Raw genomic sequence first — 20,961 nt, 5'->3', positions numbered from 1 at the left:
TCACACTCTCTCTTTTATTCCGGATAAACGTGTTCCATAAGTCAAAATTTTCCGTCCAACTTCGAATTACTCATAGCAAAATACTCGCTATGTTCGTAATTTCGAGTTAGTACTCAAATTTTCCCGACTTATGTCACACTCTCTTTTTTGTATTAATGTGTTCCCATCAAGCAGTTTTCTATGGCTAAACCTGCATTGATGCTTGAACCGAGTGTCAGCACTTCTTGATAATGTACTTTTCTCAGTAACTTAACGTACAACTAAAACCGAAGTGGGGGAATACTTTGCCATATAGGCAGCTTGGCTTCCAAAATGACGTCGAATTCCCTTCTTTGATTCCGAACCAATGATTAGCAAGTCTGGATCGACTTGGGGAATAATTTCTTTTACGATTGTTTCACCAGCATCACCTTCACCAACAATGGTCCGGACGTTTGTGACTCCGGCAGCTAAGGCCCTTTGGCGATAATCAAGAATATGTTCTTCAAGATCTTCACGTTTACCATGAATATAATCTTTGTCCATTGCTTGATAAACGCTTAGTTCATCACTTTCTAAGACTGAAGTAATGATGAGTTCGGCCCCTTCGTCTTTAGCACGTTTAATGGCATAATCAAAGGCCAGCAACGCGTCAGCAGAGTCATCCACGCCAACTAAAAATTTCTGTATTTTTCCTTTGTTCATTTTTGCTCTCCTCTAAAAAATTAACTTTTAAGCTTCTGCTTCTAAATGGACTTTTCTAAGACGCTGATCACCACGATATAGGTCAACGACTGTCCAGATAAGAAGGATTAAGATGCAGACAATTAAGACATACGCGATGTTATCGGCAAGTGCAATTTGGGCCTTAGTTGCATTATCACCGAAGAAACCTTCAATTGAGCCAGGGAGGCCCTTCATGTTCAAATAGGTTAGCCCAATTACGGAAATCCAACCTAATACTTTAACCCAAAGAGTGTTCTTAAAACGGGCACTCATTTCAACATCGCTATTGGTGAGCATTAATAACGGCAGCATTGAAAAAGGTAGCGCAAATGCTAAGAAGACTTGGGAGTTATTCATTAACGTATTAATTGCTTCATGTTGTTTGATGGCACTTTCGTTGCTGGTTAAAGAAACACAAATTAAAACAGGAATTACAGAAATTAGGCGGGTTACTAGGCGGCGTGCCCACAGCGGCATTTTCATATGTACAAAGCCTTCCATAATGACCTGACCAGTTAGTGTTCCAGTAATGGTCGAGTTTTGACCGGATGCCAACAACGCAACCGCAAATAAGATCGATAGGATACCTGACTTGGCGACAGTAATTAGGAGGCCGTTACTCAGAGCCGAAGTATCTGATAATGCTTGGAATAATCCGAAGAATGAAGGATCTTTAACTGCGCCTGATTTAAAGACTGCCACACCCATGATTAACAGTAAGGAGTTAACTACAAAGGCCAATGTCAATTGAATGTTTGAGTCCCAAGTTGAAAATCTAACTGTGCGTGCCACGTCTTCTTCATCATTATGATCAATTTTTCTCGTTTGAGAAATAGCTGAATGCAGGTAGAGATTATGCGGCATTACGGTTGCGCCGATAATCCCCAAGGCTCCATTAATAGGCGTCATTCCACCGACGGTTGGAGAACTGGCAAAAGTTTCACCTGTAGGAATGAAACCTTTAAACATTGCAGCCCAATTAGGGTTGGAGAGTGCCACTTGGTAGACAAAAACTACTAAAATCACCAAGATTAAGCAGACTACAATGGCTTCGATTTTTCGAAAACCGATTTTAGTTAATAAAAGTAATAATAAAACATCAAAAACTGTTAAGAACACAGAAATCACAAGAGGAATGTGAAATAAAAGATAAAGTGCGATCGCAGCTCCGATTACCTCTGCAATATCGGTCGCCATAATGGCTAATTCAGTTAAAATCCAGAGGATAATTCCTAAGGCTTTGCCGGTTCTTGCACGAATCGCCTGTGCTAAATCCATCTGACTTACAATGCCCAGTTTAGCAGCCATATATTGTAATAACATGGCAATTAAACTTGACATTAAAATGACAGAAATTAAAAGAAATTGAAAGTTTTGACCACCAGTAATTGAAGTTGACCAGTTACCAGGATCCATATAGCCCACAGCTACTAGGGCACCTGGGCCGGAGTACATAAATAAAGTCTTTAGGAAACCTTTTCCTTTTGGAACCTCTACTGTGCCGTTAATCTCTTCTAGTGAAGGACCATTAGCGTATTCTATTAAATGATGTTTGCGCGGACTATCCGCCTTTTTACCCATAGGTAATACCACCTTTCTTAATTTGGACCATTCACATTGTACAACAGTTTCAGCTTATTTCAAATAAAAATTAGGGATACTTAAAAAAACAAAAAGGGTAAGTAAACTAAAAAGATCGTTTATTTGAAACGTGGGAACTCTTCCATATAATTTAAAATAATCGCTTTTAAAGAATCAGGTTGAGCGAAAAATGCTAAGCTGTCTAGTTATCTGGTTATTGCCGTTATAGAGCTTCTCATCGAAACCCAGACGCGTTAGAATAATAGTTGAATTAGAATTGATCTAAATGGACAGTGGCAAAAGCTCAATTGTTTTGAAGAAAGAGACTTTTAACTGAACTAATAGTTGAATAATCAACATTTAGGGTAATGAACTGTTCTGAATAATCGGCAGTTTACTTTATCAAGGATAATTGGAGCGATTTTTATGGAAAAATTATTTAAAATCAAACACGTGGCTAGGTTACTGAATATGTCTTCAGATTCGATCCGATTTTACGAGAAAAAAAGGATTGTGACTCCTTTACGAGACACACAGAATGCTTATCGGGGTTTTCGGCAAGAAGATATCTGGAGACTGTATGATTGTAAAATTCTGCAATCAATGGGTTTTTCAATCGCTGAAGTTACAACGATTATGAACAACGTCTGTCGAACAGATTATAATGACATGCTTGAACATAAAGAGACTGAACTAGAGCACCAAATTAGGGTTTATCAGGAAATGTTACAGGAGATCAGGCGAGTTCAAGCGGTTGCTCCAGCGATAGCACAGTCTCAAAATGTCTGTTATATTCAAGACAGTCCGCATCTTTATGCTCTGTGTTACACAAGAAATGGGGAGCTTGATTCCAAGTCGATTGAAAATAAATTCTTTAAAACTGCACTACAGCACTACTCGGCTTTTTTACCAATTGCAATTATTCCCTTCAAGCGTGCATGTTGTGAAAGATCTCTTTGGGAAAACAGCTATGGTTTTTGCATAGATGCTAAAATAGCGGATGAGTATGGGATTGCTACGCAACAACAAGTAATAGAATATCTGCCTAGACGCAGCGTTTACGTACTCGTAGAAGCAAAGCCGGGGCTTAATGTACAGACTTTGAAGTTTGCCTACACTTGGATGGCTGAGCATAATTTGAAGCTCACTGGGGATATAATTGGCAGAATGCTCCGGTTTGATTATGGGCGCTCGGGTGCGACCCGCATCTATGAAGTTTGGCTGCCAATCGATTAGCTGAGTAGCCGCTGAAAACTTGCTGCACCTAAGCCAAGATTCAGAATACAGTGAAATCCTCGTCAATTAAATAGTGCTGAGGATTCTTTTTAAAAAAGTATTGACCTTAGAATAGTTCTATACTTCACAATATGATAAAAGATGTTGTTGCTATAATTGCTCATAGATTAACAATATCTTTTACGCACAGCAGATTGATGAAGTAGCAAGTGCGACTCATCTGCACAGCACGTTTAGTGCAACGTTTATTTAGTATTACGGAGTTATAGGAGACTACTGTATTTTTTTGTTATAGGAACTGTTTATTAAAACAGGACGGGTTTTTTTAACCGAGTAAATGAAACCTCTTTCACATAAAAGGTTTTATGTAGTCAAAGCCCGTGCAGAGTTTAGTTAAGCAGGTCTTAGAGACTGATTAAAGAAAAGGAGCGAAGAAGCTAATGAGATATGAAAACTTAGTAAAGCCAGGCAGAATCGGGACTATGCGGCTGAGAAATCGCATGATTATGCCACCCATGGAGACTTGGATGGCTACCAGAGACGGAATGGTAACCGATAAAGTTGTTAATTATTATGGTCGCAGGGCTGAAGGCGGAGTGGCTTTGGTTACTACCGAAATGATCAATACCACCCCAGGAACAATGGCATTTCCGGGAGAACTGACCTTGGCTGAAGATTCTTATATGCCGGGGATGAGCAGACTCGCGCGGACGATTCATGCGGGAGGTGCACGTGCATCTTTGCAATTGTGTCATGCGGGAGTCTTTGCTCACAACATCACTTCTGATTTGCCGGCATTTACTCCTTCAGGGATTGGTACGTTTCAATTACCTGGAGCTAAGTTGAAAGTAATGACTAAAGCAGAAATTGCACAAGTAGTTGAGGATTATGGGCTGGCCGCTGCACGTGCAAAAACGTGCGGTTTTGATGCAGTTGAGATTCATGGGGCACATGGGTATTTGGTGAATGAATTTTTGTCAGGCTACTACAACAAGCGTACTGATGAATATGGCGGAAGTTTGGAGAATCGGGCGCGGTTTGCACTTGAAATTATTGCCTCGATTCAGAAACACTGTGGCCGCAAGTTTCCAATTATTTTCAGACTGCCCGGAGAGGAATATCTTGCGACTGGGATTACACTAGAAGTTGCTAAGCAATACAGCCAGCTCTTTGAAAAAGCAGGAGTAGCAGCAGTTCATGTAACGATCGGGACTTTGGAATCCAAATATGATGATTACATGGATGTGATGCGAGATAAGAAGAAACCGGAAGGCAACTTTCTTTCCAAAGGAGTCAGTTCATCTGTTTGGATTCCACCGTGCTACAGCCCCAGAGGAAGCGCATTGCCAATGGCCGCTGCAATCAAAAAAGTGGTTAAGATTCCAGTCATTGCTGTAAATAGTATTAGTCCTGAAATGGGAGAAAAGACACTTGCAGCCGGGAATGCAGACTTTGTTGCTTTAGGACGACAAAGTATCGCAGATCCTGATTATCCTAAAAAGGTCATGGAAGGCAGAGGAGAAGATATCCGACGTTGTTTGAGATGCAATGAATGTCAAGGTTCGGGGATGGAATGGCAGAGTATTCAATGTTCTGTAAACCCTGAGGTCAGTATGGAATATTCCAACTTTGCGGATGTCAAACCAGCAGAAACAAAACGTCGGATTGCAGTGATCGGGTCTGGGCCTGCCGGAATGGAGGCTGCACTCACAGCCAGCAAGCGTGGACATGAGGTAGTTTTATTCGAAAAATCTAATCGATTGGGTGGATTACTGCATTTTGTCGGCAAACCGGATTTTAAAGCAGATTATAGAGCGTACACCCAGTACATGATTCATATGGTTGAAAAATCAAGAATTGACGTGCGGTTAAACACGGAATTTAACATGGAAATGCTCCAAGATCAGCATTTTGACAAGTATATTGTGGCAACAGGTTCCGAACATTTTGTACCTAATATTCCAGGCGCACACGAGAGCCATATTCTTAATCCAATGGATGTACTAGATGATGAATATCCGCAAGACGCGCATAGCTTTGTAGTTGCCGGCGCAGGTTTGGTTGGCTGTGAAGTTTCAATGTATTTGGCTGAAAAGGGTTACCAAGTCACGATGACTGATATCTTGCCTGAAGCCGGCATGGCTGTAATGTACTATGCAAGGTGGGCACTTGATGCCAAAATGAAAGAAGACGGAATTAAGATTGAACTGAGAAATAAGATTCTTTCAATGGACGATGACAAAATTACTTGTTTGGCTGATAAAAATCGAAAACCGTATGCGGCGCTCTCTGAAAAATTACCACCTGATCCGACTGCTGATTTTGATGGTAAGCAGGTTGAATATAAAGCCGATGCAGTTATCTGTGCATTAGGAATGCGTTCCAATGATCCGTTGTCGGAGCAATTGATCAATGCTGGGGTAGCGGTCGAAGTAATTGGAGATGCGGTTAAACCAAGGAAGATCATGAATGCTGTGCAAGAAGGTTTTCAAGCAGGAAGACGGGCCTAGTCAAATTTGATGCTTTCCAATTTGACTGCTAGCATTATACATTTCTTAGAAATTTAAGCTATAAAAAGAACCGCTGCTTTGTGGACATGAAAACATGACGCAAAGGAGCGGTTCTTTTAATGTTTTTAAATAAGATACTGACACAGTTGAATGTCTTCGTTACTTATCAAGCTGAACAGCTTGCTTTCTTAATTCCCACTTACGAAGCAACGGAAGCAGGAGACCAACGCCGAACAGGATAAAGACAGTAATAAAGTTTAATAGCAATTGGTGATCGAAAGCCTTGGTTCCAAACGCGGCTTCTTGTGGAATAAAGCCAAGCGTGGCACACACAAAGGTAAAGATGAGACACCAACCACCAACCAAAAGAGCGCTGGTACGATTTTTGATAAAGATATAATCTGAGTGAAATTCTTTTTGACGCCAACGAATAGCAACAAAGGAGAAAAAGACCCAACATGTTTTATACGGTGAGACGATCCCATTGATATTCAATAACCAGTTATAAATCGTATTAATATTAGGCAAGGTCCCAGTCAGAAGCAACAAAAAGAGACTTAGTCCGGTAGTCATCAGGTAAGAATTAATCGGGCGTCCCTGTTTATTTTTCTTAGTCAACCAATGTGGCATGAACTTATCCGCCACATCACCGGCAAAGACGCGACTGGATGCATCCAACAAGACGGCCAACTGTGCCATCATGAAGATTGCCTGGACAACGGCAAAGAGATACATCAATATTTTACCTAAGCCCAGTTCTTGCCCAAGTAAAGAGAATGCGTAATAAGGACCATTCATTTTGAAATCATGTGGAATGTGGTTGGCGTTAAAGAAGACTGCAAGTGAAAGTGTGCCAAAGATTGTCAGAAAAGCTGTCATAATAGCCAACAGCCACATTGCCTTAGGAAATTCATGCTTAGGATCACGCATCTGTACAATATATGGCGCAGCTAATTCTGCTCCAGACATGGCAAAGATTAACAATCCAGTAGTTGAAAAATATTTTAAACTAAAATGCGGTAAAAAGGCATGGAGATTAAATGGCTGGGTCGCAATCTGTGTCCCATGAGTCAGTGCATAGCCTGCTAATAGCACAAACAAACAGGACATAATAAACATTGCACCGCCACCAATTAGAGACAAAATCGCTAACGAATTTTTGATTAGATTCTCCAGTAAAATGAAGAGCAAAATAATAATGAAAGTCAGCAAGCCAAATTCAAAAGTCGACATGCGCTGCCCCAGTGTATTATTGCCAAGAATGATCCAACTAAAGGAGACAATCACAGAGTTTGAAACATCAACAATATAAGGGACACTTTGAATCCAATACATCCACGAAGTCCAGTAACCCAGCGTGTCATTACTGCTGCGTCTGACCCATGAAGCAAGGCCACCGCTTTGGTTGTTGAAAGTCAGACTTAATTGACTGACGATTAGTTCATAAGGAATAACATAGGCAAATAATAGAAAGATCCAAGAAATTACGACTGAAAGGCCCTGATTTTGAAAGGGATAGAAAATATTTTCAAAGCTGATGATTGTTACAAAATCTAGTAAAGCAATCACGCCCCAGCTCATGTAATGCTTTTGTGGTTCCAAGGTGTTGTTAGACATAATTAACTCCTCAAAAATAGTTTTATTGTGTTGCTTTTTCAATAAAACTATTTTTGTTTGGCGGCTTATGGGTAGTTGTTTCGAGTGCTAAGTTCACTTGGTGCCATCCTCACGCGTATTATAATTAGACAATGTCAATACAGTAATTGATTGTAAAACAAAAGCGCAAAATAATACAGTGAATTTTGAAAACTGTTTGAAAGGATTAGGTGTTGCAGGGGTAAGTGTCCAGATGGTTAAGCCACTTGCGCTTAAGCTAATTAAATTTTACGTTCATTGTAACTTTAAGTACTACCCGAAAACGTACCTGGTGCCTATAAAAAGTGCCCTTGAAGTGACAGCATGGCCAATTTGTGAAGTCTGGATAATAGGAAAAGTGGCACCGGCTGGCAAGGATGTAAGCAGCAGTTCAGCGACAGGAATTTGAGGGACGGTCTGTTCATATTTTGTAAAAGTTCCTAGCATAATGCCTGCAAGACTATTGAAATGGGGCAATTGACTAAGCTGACTGAATTGAGAAAGCAAGAGAGCTTGCTGTCCGCTGTAGCTTTCAATAAAAAGCAGCTTGTTTTTGAGTTCAGGAAAGAAGGGGGTACCAGCAAGCTTTAAAAAGCAGCGCAAGTTACCGCCGCAGATTTCAGCATTTAGCTGGGATCCGCGTAAAAAAGAATAATCGAATTGAAAAAGATTGGCTTTATTTTTGAAAAAAGTTTCATAAAAGAGCTGCTGTTGTTTTCCAGTGGCCTCTTGGACAAGTGTTTTTATTTGAAAAAGGCAAACTGGAAGCTGTGTGCGTGTCTGTAGGGCATTTAAGATGGTACTTAAATCGCTGTATCCGCAAAATAATTTAGGATTTTGCCGAATAAGTGCATAGTCTAAAAACGGTAGGATTGTATTTGCAAGATTTCCACCTGAGAGATCGAAAATGGCTTTCACTGAATGATCTGCAAAATACTGATTCATCAGGCGGGCTTTGGCAACCGCGAGATTAGGAGAAGATGAAAAAAGCAGCGGACTGGTTTTAACCTGAAGCTGCCAGCTGTTCAGTAAGGCGGTTAAGTTTGCTACGAGTGGTTTTTCAGTTGCGGCTAGCGGATCAGAGTTTGCAACCAGTGCGACAGTATCGCCAGCGATTAATGTTGAATTCATCTAAAATTCCTCCTTAAAGAATCAGCTTAGCATATTTAATCTGTAAAAAGAGTGTAGCGTCAAAAACAAGCGGTAGCAAACATTTACATATCTGATACGGAAACTTTACGAAGGATTGACTCTAATAACCAGCAATTAAGGTATACTAACTCTCCTAGGCAAGTTTAACAAATCTTTTCAGGCCAAAAAAGGTTCAGATATTTATGAAGTATTTATTAGAGCTTAAAACAATGCTTGAGTGGCTGGGTTTACAGTTTATATCCCGCTTTCCACAGCAGCAGTTAAAGCAAAAGAATGTCAGCATTCCACAAAGCACATTCTGAGGACCCGGCTGCGGGGGACTTCAGTGCCTAAGTCATTTTCACAACAGGGTTTTGTGGGTTTCAATCAATATTATGCTGGAGCTACAGACGCCTTTGATAGCAGGCTGAGTAAAAAAGGCGGCTAAATCGATTTTAACGAAATTGCAAGCGCAAGCTAAGCAGATGTTTTCTGATAACTAGAGCAGTTATCATGATCAGAAAGAAAAAGGACTTTGTTGGAAAGAGGCGTTTTTATGACTACTACTGTTAAGTTTTTAAACGGTTTACGCACTATTGGCGGCAATATTGTTGAAATCTGTACAGAAAATGCACGAGTTATTACGGATTTCGGATTAGTTGCGAATACCAGCATTGCTGACCCAGATGAAATGCTTGCTAAGCATATTTTACCGGATATACCAGAGCTGTTTGGCAAGAAGGCGCACAGAAAGTACCAAGCTGAAGCAATCTTTATCACGCATCTTCACCTAGATCATACTGCTGCATTGGCGTATTTGCGCAGCGATATTCCGGTGTATGTTTCACGTCAGACTTATCATCTTTATCGCAGTTTGGCAGCCCAAGGGATGGCACTTGCATTGAACATTAATTTTCAAGTTTTTGATTATGAAGAGCCAGTCCGGGTGGGTGATCTGACGGTGACTGGTTATCAGAGTGATCATGATGTTTATGGGGCTGCCGCGCTTTTGATCAGTGATGGTCGACATTTTTTCGGTAATTCTGGAGATGTGCGGCTCAACGGACCGCATCGCAGTCATGTCGATCACTGGATGCATATTTTCCGTCAGTTGAAATTGGATTTGTTTATGCTTGAAGGAACAAGCTTCACTACGAATCCCGTAGAACAAGGGGTAACAAACACTGGTGAGCAGTGCTGTTTGGAGAAGTTTAAAACGGCATTGCGAAACTCTTCGGAATTAATCGTGATTAGTCCATATTTGCGCAACATTGAACGCCTTTTTGAACTCAATCAGGCGGCGTTAGTGATGCAACGCCCAATTGTCTGGGAGGCTGCGTACGCCGAAGTATTACGCGATTTTTATTCAGATATTCCAATTTATGTATTGGCAGATAAGAAAGGGGGCGGAAGAATAGCGGAAGGACTAATTCCAGTTACACCAACAGTAGTAAATCATAATAAACGTTATTTTTGTGTGCAAAACAGTTTTGAAAGATTACAATTTCTAGCACGTTTTTCAAATTTTACATACCTGCATTGTAATAGCGATCCTTTGGGAATCTATGACCCGCATTATCACACATTGACTGCTTTTTTGACACACCACCAGGCTGCACTGCTTGATATTGGAGTTTCGGGCCATGCAACTCAACAGGAAATCTGCAAAATTGCTCAGGTGGTGCATGCTAAACAAACCGCTATGTGGCATTCTTTTCACCCCGAGCGGGCAGTCGAAGCACTTAAGCAGACTGAACTTAATTCGCTTTTGCCAGAGTACAGTAAGGAATATCGGTTCGAATAAGCACGATTGGTTTTATTTTTGAACATCTGTTTTTGTTTCACGTGGAACTTGTCAAGGTGAGAGGTTTTTTTAAGTGGTGATTCTTTTCCGGGTGCCTAAAATCAGCAAAACAGCTGCTAGAACTATTAAAAGCAAAAGCAAAGAAAAAGAGTATTGTGCACCTAGAGCTGTTCGCGCAGCATAACTTGCTGGAAAATTTGCATTTTGTGAAAGCTGCATAATTGCTGAAACCAGTGCGGTTCCGACCGCACCGGCAAATTGCTGTAAGGTGTTAAAGAGTGCATTTCCATCTGGTTTTTGTGCGGCTGGAATCGCAGTCAGTCCGTTAGTCATGGTGTTGCCCATTACCAAGCTAAGACCACACATAAATAATAAGTAAAAAAATCCGATCAGTAAATTGCTTAAGGAACGAGCAAATAAAACGAAGAGTAAAAGTGCAAGTAATTCCACAACGATACCAGCCAAAATTGGTTGACGGGCCCCGAATTTATCAAACAAACTGCCGCTCAGTGGAGCAAAAAGCGCTCCAAGAGCTGCCCCGGGTAAAACAATTAAACCTGCCAAAAGTGCCGTTTGATGGTTAACCAGCTGAATATAGTTGGGCAGTATGAAAGAAATTCCCAAAACAGCCAATTGCAGCAAGAAAAACGCGATGAGGTGTTGCGTGAATTTGCGATTATTTAAAATGCGCAGACTCAGCAAAGGATGTGCAACGCGTAATGAGTGTCGGCCGGATAGCAAAAGACCGACACTTCCAATTACCAACGGAATAATAAAGGAAAGTGGCGCTTTTGTCAGTTTGGAAAGATTGCCACAGGCACTTATTAAACCGATAAATGTAAGCGCAATAAAAAATAAACCGGTTTTATCCAACGGGGAAGGTTTTAAAGGTGTACCCTGACGAATTGCCCAAGCTCCGAGTAAAAGTGCCATAATGACCAGTGGGAGGATAAAGACAAAGATATTTCTCCAGCCTAAGGTATTAACGACTAACCCGCCAAATGTTGGTCCTAAAGCCGGCGCGATCGCAGTAATCAGCATGCCAATGCCCATCAGCAAGCCGATTTTTTCAACAGGTGCCTGTTCCAAAATAATGTTGAACATTAGTGGCAAAGCAATTCCAGTCCCAATTCCCTGACAGATACGACCTAGAACAAGCAGTAAAAAATTAGGGGCATAGATATCGATTAGTAGTCCAAGAATAAAGAGACTTGCGGCTGTGATAAAAAGATGTTTTGAAGGGAAATTGTTTTTGAAAAAAGCTGAAAGTGGCATCACAATCGCAGCAACTAATAAATAGCCGGTGGTCATCCATTGAACCATTGCGGTACTGACATGGAAGGTACTCATTAGTACAGGGAACGTAACATTAGTTGCAGTTTCGATCACGACCCCGCTAAATGACATCAGACCAGTTGCAATAATGGCAAAAATTAATTTCGAATCAAGCTTTCTAATCACAGAATCTCCCTTTCTTGAACTGTTAGGCTTCAAACAATCTATCTTAAGTTGTATCATAAACTATAATATTATTCTAGCGGTTAAAAGAACTTGGCGTTTGTTAGAAGACGGCCAATTTTAAAGGAGCACGCAAATGGAGAGATCATTAGGAATAAGTATTAAGAAAGCTTCAAATGCAATTGCAAGAAATGCTGATAGTTTTGCACACAGCTTGGGCTTGACTGGTGTTCAGATTGGAATTATTGATTACATTTTTCAAAACGAAAAGGAAAGAGCAATTTTTCAAAAAGACATCGAAAAAGAATTTAATATCCGACGTTCTACTGCCACAAGTGCTTTGAAGTTGATGGAGGCTAGGGAATTACTGGTCCGTGTCCCGCTACTGAAAGATGCACGCATGAAGCAGATTCTTTTAACGCACAATTCAAAAATATTAGAGGGAAAAATCCATTGTTTCTTTCAAGCTACTGAAGAAGAAATGGAGTCAGCGCTGGGAAGCGCAGAGGCTAAGCTATTGCAGCAACAGTTGTTAACACTTACAAAAAGTTTAGTGCACTAGGTTTTTAAGTGGCACATAGTTTCAAAGAGTTATTAAAGATAATGAAAAGTAGCAGCTTTGTTAGACCTGCAGTACATTAATACAGGTTTTTAACTTATAATTGAAGGTAGTTCAAAACGTGGGGGAGACTGAGAAATGCCGAGAACAAAAGTATTTGTTTGGCAAATGGTCAGTGTTATTTTTGCTGCTATTTGTGTATTTGTTTTATATAATGCGATTTTATTACCGGGGAAATATCAAAATGCGAAGTTGTACCTGCTCGATCCACTTACCAATCTGGCACTAATGTTAGTTGCAATCCTAACCTTGCTGGTATGTTATCACGGGTTACGGAAACTAACGATCAGGAGAATTTTGCTAACGAGCATACTTATACTGGCATTTTTATGGCAATTATATTTGATTATCAGTTTCAAGGGTAGTCAAGGAATTGACGATTTTGATGTCAGGCTGCAGGCGGCTGCACTGGCAGGCGGGGCACGAACTTGGCCGACCTATTTTTCTTTTGCACCAAATAATGTGGGCGTAACTTTGTTGTATGCACTAGTGTATCGCTTTTCGCTGCTTTGTGGCTGGGGATATAGTACAGTTGTTCTCAATGCTTTCACTTTTATTCTATTAGATATTGGAATTTTATGCAGTTGGTTAATCGTGCGGCGGCATGCAAATCCGCGCGTTAGTTCACTTTTCTTATTATTGACATTTTTCTTTGTGCCTTTATATACGACTTGTCTGGTGACTTATACTGATCCGATTGCTTTATCCTTTTTGATGATGGGGTTTGCAGCATTTGATTTTTTTATGTCAGGACAAACGCATTGGATCAGAGGATTAGCATTGGTACTGTCTGTGATGATGTTCGCAGCCGCCGTGTACTGTAAGACAAATGCGATTATTGCGCTGATTGCATTGGGAATTTTTATTATTTTTAATAAATATCCAGTTAAGCAGACAGTGATCCTGTTACTGACAATGCTGGTACTATTATGTGGGGCGGTTCAGCTAAAAACTGCTGGTGAACATGGAACAAATTTTAAAATTGAACGGGCACATAATTTTCCTTTTGTCTACTGGATTAGTGCAGGGCTGAATCCTAAATTCAATGGGACAATTGGAGATGCTTGGGCGGATACGGCGAGATTTAAAACATATGAGGGTAGAAAAGAACACGCACAGGAGTTAATCAAAACCCGCTTGCAGAAAATGGGACCATCAGGGCTGCTCCAGTTATATGGAAGAAAAATCAATGTTCAGTGGTCGTTAGGAACGGTGGGAACAGAGAATCGTGGGTATGGAATCACTAACGACACTAAGGATGCTTACGCTTACATTTTTGGGGAACAACGCATGCCGCTGTTCGCATTTGAACAAGTAGTGTATATTACTCTGTGGTTCTTTGCATTCTGCGTGGGAATTGACAGTTTCAAAAAGGCGCGACACGGGAAATTTTCAATTCACTATCTTTTACTGCTTTATATTGTCGGAATCTTCTTTTTTCATATGCTGATGTGGGAAGTCGCTGTCCGTTATTCCTTCATTACAATGCTGCCTTTACTTATTTTGGCAAGTCAAGGAATAGAAGTCCTTGCCCAAAGTAACCTTTTAAGGAAAGCAGGCAGATTTAAATATCCGACGGTGGTATTAACCTTGGTTGGTATTTTTCTGAGCGGAAGCTGTGTGTATAATTATTCGTTAACACAAAAAAGAGTTTCAGAGCAACGACCAATTGTAAGTCAGCAATTCTTTAGACTGACTTGGTTACAACTTAAACCAGGCCAAAGTGTCAGTGAGCGAGTTGTGGCTGCGCGCTCCTTCAATACACTCCAAACTAATTTTTTACCAACTGTCCAATCAGGCTTAGTGGTGAGTCTTAAGGGAAATGGCAGTTTAAAAGTTTTCCAAAATTCTAAAAATGAGAGTGTTCCGGTCACAGGTTTAAAGGGAAAATATCGCTTAATCTTAAAAAACAGTACTAACCACCCGCTTAATATTCAATACCTGCGGTCAAGGAAATTAGATATTCTTCAGCCGCCGATTGACGGTTATCAAAATCGTTTTTTGCTGTTTAGTTTGATTAGACAGCAAAGCAAGTTACTTTACCCAGTTCCGCTTTATTTGCTGATTTATGTGGGTGCTATTCTAATTCTAGGGATGGATATTTGGTATTTGCGCAACAGAGGATTTGCAAGACATTAGCCTAGTTTTTTGGTTGAGGCGAATGCAAGCAGATCAGGGCTAAAAGAAGGTGGTATTTATAAAGCAGCGAAAAAATAACGAAGCAAAGATTGCAGCGAAGTTGCAGCAAAATGGCTGGGATAAAGCCGCTTTGCAGGTTTATGACAAGGCATATGCTAAGCGAATAGCTAAGGGTAAACCGATGGAAGCATGGACGGAAACAAGTAGATTAATTGGCTCTGAACTCTACACGAAGATGTTTAAAGCTGCTAGGTTGTCTCCCCAACAGAAGCTCACTTTGGTATTGCAACAACTGCAGGCTCAAGTCGACCGCAATGGATTTTTACAAGTAGGGACTATATATAGCTTAGATCCCCAGATGGCGCCACACGCAGCTTTTTTGCAGTACTTCAGAAAACTTGTGCAACAAGTTTTCCGGAAACGGAGTCTTAGAGAATATGCCAATGGCGCTGATGGACTTGCAGAGCTTGCTCAAAAATTACATCTTTTCAGAAGCTATCTTGATAGGAATAATATTAGGTTTGTCCGAACCAACTTTGTGGGCCAGAATGATTTTGAAAAATTATTGCAGTATGCCCAATACTATCAATTTAAGCTAGATTATGGTACAGATGCTAACTATCACAATCGCCATTTAAAAAGTTCTGCTTTTCTTTACCCACAGAACATGAAGATTCAGGTTACAAAAAGTAGTAGAATGTCTGAGTTTATTGTTGCCTTAAGGACTGGTCAGTTTGTGACAGAATGGCAAGTGTATAAATATACTGCTGCTGGTCAGATTGATTCGAATCCGGGACACTATGCTGTGCATCAAGCTGAGGCAATTGCAAATACTGAGTCATTCAATTATGGAATTCCTAAGGGGAGAAGCTTTAATCCACTTCTTTGCATAAACCATAGTCATCAATTATTAGATGTTAGACATCCAGCTGACCCCAAATTGCGGCGAGTGTTAACGACGGTTGGACAAGATGATTATTGGTTGGCGGAGAAAGATTATTATGTTAAAAATGCCCAAGGAGAATATGTAGGTCAGTATGCAGATCTAGTTAAAAAAGGTCAGGAAGATGTTGTGGCTTGGAGACAAGTACCAGACGCTAAAAAAGCGCAAGTTTACGCAGATTTTCTTAAATATTGTCGGCAGCGTTGGCCTTTGCGTAATCCAGGATTTGCTAAATATTTTCGAAGTAAAATGAGAAAATGATTGGAATGAGCTAATGTTTGCAGTATTACCCGGGAAATATTTTGAATTTTTCGGGGAGACTATGTGCTAAAATGGGTCTAATTACTTGCTAAGACTTGCTTTTTAGAGGGATTTTAAATTTTAGTTAGCAAACTGTTGACAAAAGTAAAAATTGTAATTATGATAATTCTATGAAAAACATTTTTATTTTCACAGAACTGCGAGGAGAAGAGTAGCTGACTTCAGAGGTGGAAGAGAATCCGGATGGTGTGAAAGGATACCTTGATAGTCAGTGAAGATGAGCTCTGATTAGTTGCATTCAGGTCAACGCTTGGATGTCGGGGGATGACCGTTATAACATCGGGTATTTAGAGAGATACTTTCAGAGATATTATCCGTGAGGGTAGTATAAATTTGGGTGGTAACACGAGATTAAATTCGTCCCTTGCTTGGCAATTATGCTGAGCGAGGGACTTTTTTTGTAGCGAAAAGGGGTTATTCGCGCGCGTTACTTCTCAAAAACTTGGCTTCTTTCAAGGTTCGCACGCAACATTTAATTTATTACTAGGACAAAATTTTAGGAGGATATACATGACAACAACTATTATCGGGTTTCCCAGAATTGGACAACAACGTGAATTAAAATTTGCAACTGAAAAATATTGGCGGAAGCAACTTACTCAAAATGAACTACTGCAGGTGGCAGCACAGCTCAGAAAAAATCATTGGAAGGTTCAGCAAGAAGCGGGACTTGATTTGATTCCTGTGGGTGACTTTTCTTTTTTTGATAACCTTCTAGATACTGCGAATTTGCTGAACATTGTACCCAAGCGCTACAAACGGCTGGGGCTTTCGCCTCTTGCTGAATATTTTGCCCAGGCGCGTGGATATCAGCAAGGGGAGGTAGCCGTAAAAGCATTGCCGATGAAGAAGTGGTTTAACACCAACTATCATTACATCGTTCCTGAATTTACAACAGATACCGACATAAAGCTAGTCGGTGACAAGCTGTTTGCGGAACTTGATGAAGCCTTGAAACAAGGAATTAATGCTAAAGCTGTTGTGATTGGACCATATACGTTGCTAAAGCTTAGCCGTTTTCTTGAGGATACAACTGCTAAGAATTTTGTACCGGCACTGAGCGCTGCTTATGCTGAGATTATTGCGCGCTTAGATCAAAAGAAAATTGACTGGCTCCAAATTGATGAACCAGCACTTTGTTTGGATGTAACAGCTACCGAAAAAGAATTGTTTAAAGAACTTTATACTGGAATCCTTACCCCGAAACATACTACCAAAGTATTATTGCAAACCTATTTTGGTGATTTACGTGATGTTTATCAAGAGGCTCTAACTTTACCCTTTGATGGAATTGGACTCGATTTTCTGGAAGGAAGCTATAATGCTGAGTTAGTTGAAAAAAATGGTTTTCCGGCTACTAAAACTTTGTTCGCAGGTGTGGTCAATGGCAAGAATGTCTGGCGAAATCACTATGTAACCACGCTTAAATTGCTCAAAGAGCTGACGCAGACAATCGCTGCACCAATTGTAATTAATAGTTCAACTTCGCTCTTGCATGTTCCATATAGTGCGGCCACTGAAGAGCAATTGCCCGCAGATGTAAGGCAGCATCTGGCTTTTGCTACAGAGAAGTTAGTTGAACTGAAAGAGTTGGATGCACTTAAGCATGATAAAATTGGAAATCAGCAATTTTTGGAGAAAAACGATGCGTTATTTGCTAACGTGAAACATCCATACAATGCAGCTGTGCATGCTCAAAGTGATCATTTGCAACCAAACGATTATGAGCGCACTCCTGAACGCAAAGAACGGCAGCAGCTGCAAAAAGAAGAATTTAAATTACCACTGTTACCGACTACAACTATCGGATCATTTCCGCAAACAAGAGATGTGCGTCAAAATCGTGCTAAGTTCCGCAAAGGTGAGATCACACGTGCACAGTATGATAAATTTAATGAAGAAAAAATTGCGAGAATTGTTAAAATTCAAGAAGAAATTGGCCTTGATGTACTGGTTCATGGTGAGTATGAAAGAAATGATATGGTTGAGTACTTCGGTGAGAAACTAGACGGGTTTATTTTCACAAAAAACGGCTGGGTCCAATCTTATGGTACGCGTGGAGTTAAACCGCCAATTATTTGGGGGGATATCAGCCGAACTGCCCCAATTACGGTTGCTGCTTCAGTCTTTGCTAAGAATCTGACTGCTAAGCCAGTTAAAGGGATGCTGACTGGACCAGTTACGATTTTTAACTGGTCATTTCCACGAGAAGACATTGCTCCAAAAGAAACAGTAACCCAAATTGCACTAGCTCTTCAAGGAGAAGTGTTTGACTTAGAGTCAAATGGAATCAAAATTATTCAAATTGATGAGCCGGCTCTTCGTGAAAATTTGCCTTTACGTAAGTCAAATTGGAATCAGGAATATTTGGACTGGGCGGTTCCAGCCTTTAGACTTGTTCACAGCAAGGTTGCGCCTACTACGCAGATTCATACACATATGTGCTATAGTGAATTCGGTGATATTATCGATGCAATTGATCAGCTGGATGCAGATGTGATTTCGTTTGAGGCCTCACGTGCTGATTTTACGTTGATCGACCAACTTGCGGCCGCAGACTTCCAGACAGAGGTAGGTCCCGGCGTGTATGACATCCATTCACCTCGGATTCCGGCAGAAGAAGAGGTTGAAGCCTTGATTGAGCAAATCATCAAGAAACTGCCGCTTGATAGGATCTGGATAAATCCGGATTGCGGATTAAAAACGCGCTCGGAAGAAGAATCATTTGCAAGTTTGAGAAATATTGTTGAAGCCACGCGGAAGGTTAGGAGCAGTGTTAATGAAACTAACGGAGCTTTTTAACAGTAAAACAGTATTTTCACTTGAAGTTTTTCCGCCTAGAAATGAGCTTTCGTCTCAGCGTATCATTCCGACACTTGAGGGTCTGCAAGAAATTGCACCGGATTTTATTTCTGTGACACTTGGAGCTGGCGGAATCGGTCATGACCAAGGAACTTTTGAGATTGCTGATTTTATTCAGAATACATTAAACATTCCTGCGGTTGTGCATGTTCCGTGTTTATATCTTTCACAAGAGCAGGTACTTACATTACTTGATCAGCTAAAAGAAATTAATGTAACTAATATTTTGGCACTGCGGGGGGATTTCATTCCTGGCAGGAAACCGGTCGGTGATTTTTCACATGCAAATGAACTGATAGAGTTTGTAAAAAAGGAACGTCCACTTTTTAGCATTGCGAGTGCGTGCTATCCCGATAAGCACCGGGAAGCGGTCAGTTTTGTTGAAGATATTGCTTGTTTGAGGAAAAAAATTGATGCTGGTAGCGATCATCTCATTACACAGCTGTTTTTCAATAACGAAAGTTTTTATACGTTTAAAGAAAAGGCTGAAATTGCGGGAATAAACGTGCCGATTGAAGCAGGGATTATGCCCTGTACTAACAAAAAGCAAATTGAGCGAATTGCGAAAGTTTCGGGGGTTCCAATTCCGCATAAATACAGCCAGATGCTAGACAAGTACCAAAACAATAAGGAAGCTTTGGAAGACGCGGGGGTAGCCTATGCGGTCGAGCAGATTATTGATTTAGTAGCACATGGAGTTGACGGCATCCATCTTTATACAATGAATCATGCAACAGTTGCACAAAAGATTTGGCGTGAGACAAGGTCTATCTTTAAAGCAACAAGTAAAAATTCTTAAAAAAACAAAATTTTATGGAAGTGCTGAAGGTCTCTTGGACTGGTGGCACTTTTTTAACGTGCTCCACCCCGCAACCACCTGCGCCTAAGCCTAAATTACGCGTAACCAAGTTCAGGTTACTTTGTAATTCAGGACTTAGTCAACGGCGGCTGGACGCCGGGTGTCGGCACTTCTAATCCAAAGCTTAGTCGGCAGAAGCTGAACACTGGTTCTTGGTGCTCGAAATTTTTCCGAGCCATGTGCGATAAAAGTTAATGGCACTTTTTCTCCAGGTGTTTTGGGCGCATAAGTTTTCATCAAAATAGTTATAAGGAATCTGAGTGGTTGGGTCAAGGCGGAGATCACGCTGGTATTCCTTTGCTAAAGTTTCAGTCGAATATTCAAGGTGACCGGTGACGTATAATGAAGCGGTGATAGGATCATGAATCACAACGGCGCCTAATTCATTATTTCCAGCTATTACGCGGGCTCGTTTGTTAACATTTTGGGATGGAATAGTGAAATAGCGTGAATGTGGCATTGTAATTCCGTTAACAGTATAAACTCCGTTGAGCTTATGTTTGAGTTGCAGTCCCGTAAAAAGATGCTCAATATTCCCGGCTGCATACGCTCCCCAGCAGACAAAGAGACTGGTTTTAACATGAGTATGCCGCCATGTTAGGATTTCTTTTAACTCTTCCCAGTAGTCAATTGCCTGAAACGGTAGCTGGTCAATTGCGGCTCCGGTGACGATCAGAGCATCATAGTGATTGTGTTGAATTTGTGCGAATGTTACGTATTTCTCAAATAAATTTTTTTCTGGATGTCGAAATTGGTGAGTTTCTGGAACGCAAAAAGTTACGGTACTATTTTGTGGAATCTGTGCAAGTAGTTGAGTAAATTGTTTTTCAGTGGCTTGGCGTGTAGGCATTAGGTTCAAGATGAGAATTTTTAAAGAACCAGGGACCACCGGGACATCATTTTTAGTTAGACCAGACAAAATACTGACACAAGACATATTGAAACCTCCTTAAGGTTAATACAAGTACAAAAAACCCCGCAATCCTATCAAAGGATTGCGGGGCGAAAAGTCGCGGTACCACCCGTTTACTAGTCATTAACAATGACTACTCTTTACGTGTACGGCATTTAAAATGCGATACACTGCTGCGTTAACGGGCGCACCCGAATTATACTTGCTTTATAGATTAAAGTTCGTACAATTTTCACTCAGGGACC

At 40.7% G+C, this 20,961-nt stretch carries 14 protein-coding genes and 1 other annotated feature (1 of these 15 cut by a window edge); of the genes, 8 read left to right on the top strand and 6 right to left on the bottom strand.

Going from position 1 to position 20,961, the window contains the following annotated elements; translation table 11 throughout:
• Positions 1 to 249: 249 nt before the first annotated feature.
• Entirely contained in the window at positions 250 to 684 is a 435-nt protein-coding gene (locus FD50_RS11780) for a universal stress protein (protein WP_056961953.1), read from the bottom strand.
• A gap of 27 nt (positions 685 to 711) precedes the next feature.
• Entirely contained in the window at positions 712 to 2,286 is a 1,575-nt protein-coding gene (locus FD50_RS11775) for an Nramp family divalent metal transporter (RefSeq protein ID WP_056961950.1), read from the bottom strand.
• Between the two features lie 426 nt (positions 2,287 to 2,712).
• Here FD50_RS11775 and FD50_RS11770 point away from each other — a divergent pair, with 426 nt between their 5' ends.
• Together FD50_RS11770 and FD50_RS11765 are read left to right on the top strand one after the other, a co-directional pair.
• Positions 2,713 to 3,522, top strand: coding sequence for a MerR family transcriptional regulator (locus FD50_RS11770; protein WP_056961948.1), 810 nt, complete (start codon positions 2,713 to 2,715; stop codon positions 3,520 to 3,522).
• A gap of 440 nt (positions 3,523 to 3,962) precedes the next feature.
• Entirely contained in the window at positions 3,963 to 6,032 is a 2,070-nt protein-coding gene (locus tag FD50_RS11765; protein WP_056961946.1) for an NAD(P)/FAD-dependent oxidoreductase, read from the top strand.
• A gap of 159 nt (positions 6,033 to 6,191) precedes the next feature.
• On the opposite strand, the gene FD50_RS11760 is transcribed toward FD50_RS11765, so the two are convergent.
• On the bottom strand, positions 6,192 to 7,649 hold the full coding sequence (locus FD50_RS11760; RefSeq protein ID WP_056961944.1) for an APC family permease: 1,458 nt from the start codon (positions 7,647 to 7,649) through the stop codon (positions 6,192 to 6,194).
• 291 nt (positions 7,650 to 7,940) lie between these two features.
• Positions 7,941 to 8,798, bottom strand: a complete 858-nt coding sequence (locus tag FD50_RS11755; RefSeq protein WP_056961943.1) for an LD-carboxypeptidase — start codon at positions 8,796 to 8,798, stop codon at positions 7,941 to 7,943.
• 556 nt (positions 8,799 to 9,354) lie between these two features.
• Between FD50_RS11755 and FD50_RS11745 the strand changes: the two genes are divergently transcribed.
• Complete coding sequence (locus tag FD50_RS11745) at positions 9,355 to 10,602, top strand: MBL fold metallo-hydrolase (protein ID WP_056961939.1); 1,248 nt, start codon at positions 9,355 to 9,357, stop codon at positions 10,600 to 10,602.
• A 69-nt stretch (positions 10,603 to 10,671) separates the two neighbouring features.
• Here the strand turns inward: FD50_RS11745 and FD50_RS11740 are convergent, their stop codons facing one another.
• On the bottom strand, positions 10,672 to 12,063 hold the full coding sequence (locus tag FD50_RS11740; RefSeq protein WP_056961936.1) for an MFS transporter: 1,392 nt from the start codon (positions 12,061 to 12,063) through the stop codon (positions 10,672 to 10,674).
• 133 nt (positions 12,064 to 12,196) lie between these two features.
• Between FD50_RS11740 and FD50_RS11735 the strand changes: the two genes are divergently transcribed.
• From FD50_RS11735 to metF, 5 genes are all read left to right on the top strand, one after another.
• Positions 12,197 to 12,622, top strand: a complete 426-nt coding sequence (locus tag FD50_RS11735) for a MarR family winged helix-turn-helix transcriptional regulator (protein ID WP_054755587.1) — start codon at positions 12,197 to 12,199, stop codon at positions 12,620 to 12,622.
• A 135-nt stretch (positions 12,623 to 12,757) separates the two neighbouring features.
• On the top strand, positions 12,758 to 14,818 hold the full coding sequence (locus FD50_RS11730; RefSeq protein WP_056961935.1) for a glycosyltransferase family protein: 2,061 nt from the start codon (positions 12,758 to 12,760) through the stop codon (positions 14,816 to 14,818).
• 49 nt (positions 14,819 to 14,867) lie between these two features.
• Positions 14,868 to 16,022 carry a DUF3114 domain-containing protein gene (locus FD50_RS11725; RefSeq protein WP_056961933.1) on the top strand — a complete coding sequence of 385 codons (1,155 nt, stop codon included), beginning with the start codon at positions 14,868 to 14,870 and terminating at the stop codon, positions 16,020 to 16,022.
• A 570-nt stretch (positions 16,023 to 16,592) separates the two neighbouring features.
• Complete coding sequence (gene metE, locus FD50_RS11720; RefSeq protein WP_056961931.1) at positions 16,593 to 18,884, top strand: 5-methyltetrahydropteroyltriglutamate--homocysteine S-methyltransferase; 2,292 nt, start codon at positions 16,593 to 16,595, stop codon at positions 18,882 to 18,884.
• Complete coding sequence (gene metF, locus FD50_RS11715; protein ID WP_056961928.1) at positions 18,862 to 19,743, top strand: methylenetetrahydrofolate reductase [NAD(P)H]; 882 nt, start codon at positions 18,862 to 18,864, stop codon at positions 19,741 to 19,743. Before metE ends, metF begins: the two co-directional genes overlap by 23 nt.
• Positions 19,744 to 19,927: 184 nt before the next feature.
• Here the strand turns inward: metF and FD50_RS11710 are convergent, their stop codons facing one another.
• Positions 19,928 to 20,740, bottom strand: a complete 813-nt coding sequence (locus tag FD50_RS11710) for a homoserine O-acetyltransferase/O-succinyltransferase family protein (protein ID WP_054755595.1) — start codon at positions 20,738 to 20,740, stop codon at positions 19,928 to 19,930.
• A 58-nt stretch (positions 20,741 to 20,798) separates the two neighbouring features.
• Positions 20,799 to 20,961 (bottom strand) — a binding site (T-box leader); it runs 91 nt beyond the window's last position.

The sequence above is a fragment of the Liquorilactobacillus satsumensis DSM 16230 = JCM 12392 genome (genome assembly GCF_001435195.1).
GTDB classification, from domain to species: Bacteria; Bacillota; Bacilli; order Lactobacillales; family Lactobacillaceae; genus Liquorilactobacillus; species Liquorilactobacillus satsumensis.
This window is presented reverse-complemented; position numbering and strand designations above follow the sequence as displayed.